This window comes from uncultured Campylobacter sp. (genome assembly GCF_937997405.1).
Classification (GTDB): domain Bacteria; phylum Campylobacterota; class Campylobacteria; order Campylobacterales; family Campylobacteraceae; genus Campylobacter_B.
Window position 1 is genome coordinate 1 of record NZ_CALKTL010000180.1, and the last position, 2,011, is coordinate 2,011.

1 protein-coding gene and 2 pseudogenes are annotated in these 2,011 nt (G+C 51.4%); all 3 read right to left on the reverse strand.

The window, feature by feature from the left end; genetic code table 11:
• Positions 1–141, reverse strand: a pseudogene (locus Q0372_RS09515) (conjugative transposon protein TraK); the annotation flags it as partial.
• A 31-nt stretch (positions 142–172) separates the two neighbouring features.
• A pseudogene (locus Q0372_RS09520) lies at positions 173–700 on the reverse strand (polysaccharide deacetylase family protein); the annotation flags it as partial.
• Between the two features lie 140 nt (positions 701–840).
• The coding region (locus Q0372_RS09525) for a glycosyltransferase (RefSeq protein ID WP_298105285.1) at positions 841–2,011 on the reverse strand (1,171 nt) is incomplete at its 5' end.

The following is a 2,011-nucleotide window of genomic DNA, read 5'->3' on the forward strand; positions in this document are numbered from 1 at the left end:
CTCCCGTTGCTTCTCTGTGAAACGGTAGGAGTTCCACACGCTCCACACCGTCACCACGGCGCACAGCGAGAGGAAGACGATACCGAACAGGCGTATCTGCCTGAACGACGATTCGATGTTTCTAAGTGATTTGAATTCCATTTATATTTTCCAATTTATGATTGCACATTGATTATTTCAGCAATTTGCCGACACGTCCGACTGCGTTTCCTGCGGCTGCACCCGCCACGCTGCCCGCCATGCTTCCGGCTCGTCCCGCCATCTGGTTCACGTTGCGACCGTAACCGCCCATGCCTCCGGCTTGGATAATCCAGCCCGCAACGGTGGGAATGGTAAAGTAGCCGATGATGCCGATGCAGAGGAATACGATATACACCCCGTCGCTCGAATCCAGCGAGAAGTTCGGGTCTGCCTGCATCCGCTCGATGTCGTTTTGCAGCATCAGAACCTGTATCTTCGCCAGTATGGTGCTGAACATGTCCGATACCAAAAATATACTCGCTTTGAAATCGTATTTTTTCAAAATTTCAAAAGCGCTAGTAAAATTATTTTCAAACCCGTCGTCGAATGTGATGCAAACCGCCTTTTTAGGCAGCCGCTCTAGCGCGATAAGCTCGCTAAGCTTAAAGCTCTTAAAGCCGTTTTTCGCAAGCCACGCGATCTGTCTTTCAAAATCGGCAGGCTTCAGCCGCCATTTGTCGAATTTATCGCCCTTATGCTCCTCTACGCTATGATACATCAGCACCCGCGCCTTATGCCAGCCCTGCGGGATCCGCCACCAGTTATACCGCAGCGAAACGCCCACCGCGGCGGCAAAGATCAGAAAAGCCGCAAAATAAATCATCTGAATTTTTCTCCGTTTTTATAGACGAACTCGCGCCACTCGTAAGGATCGCTGTAAAAATCGCTCCGCTCGTTTTTATCTCTTCCGTTTGGTGCGTCGTGACGTTCGCCGCCGCTCTCGCTGCATTTTTCATCAGAAATTTCACCGCAGGCATCTGCGCCAAAGCTCTCTTCGAAGATCGTCTCAAGCATAAATTTTGTCACTCGGGCGGCATTTGCGATCCTTAGCGTCTTGGCTCTGCCGCGCTGCGCGATGTGCGCGTATTCGCCGCTAGAAAGGAGGCATTTGATCTTTGAAAAGCAATCCGCAGGATCGTCAAAATAAACTATCTCCGAGCCATCCTCGTAAAGCCGCTCAAACCCCGCGATCTTGGGGCTAAAAGTGCAGACGCCGCATCCTAAAAACTGTGCCATGCGGTCGCTCGCGCCGAGCAATTTATGAGCGCGCGCGCACTCAAGTTCGTCGTCGCGATTAAAATTTATCGCGATCTTCGCAGCCGCGATCTCGCGATGAAATTTATCGCCGAATACGGCAGGCGCGCCGAGGCTCGCAAAAATTTTAAGCCTAAGCCCCTCTTTTTCGCAGAAATCGCGCAGCAAAAGCGCAAATTTATACCTCACGTCCTCTTTATAATCACGCGCTATGTAGATCACGTCGGTCGTTTTAGCGGCGTCTAGACGTCTATCAAACGCCACGTCGGAGATGTTTGGGAAAAAGGCGAATTTCGCGCCGTATCTCGCCGAAAGATCGCGTAGCTTCAGCGCATTCGCCCAAAAAAACACGTCGATGAAGCTTAGCTTTTCGAAAAATTCCCGTTTTTCTTGCAGATGATCGACGTACCAGATCGCGATTTTGATCTTAGGAAGCGCCGATTTTATCGCCCGCAGCGCGCTAAGACCGATCTTTTCGCCCTTGCCGATTAGAAGCAGATCGGCGCCGATGTTTTCGCAGATACGCACGAGCTTGGCGTTCATCTTCTCTAGCCCGCTGTTTTTCAGCCCGCAAAAGCGCAGGCTCCGCTCCCAATCGCGGTAGCTAAAATCATAGACGAAGTGCCCGCCGCGGATGAGCCCGTGGCTGATTTTGCGCTCCATGCCGTAGAAAAAACTGCCGTCGTCGTATTCGTTGAAAATGCCGCAATGCACGATCTTTAGGCTTCGCATAACA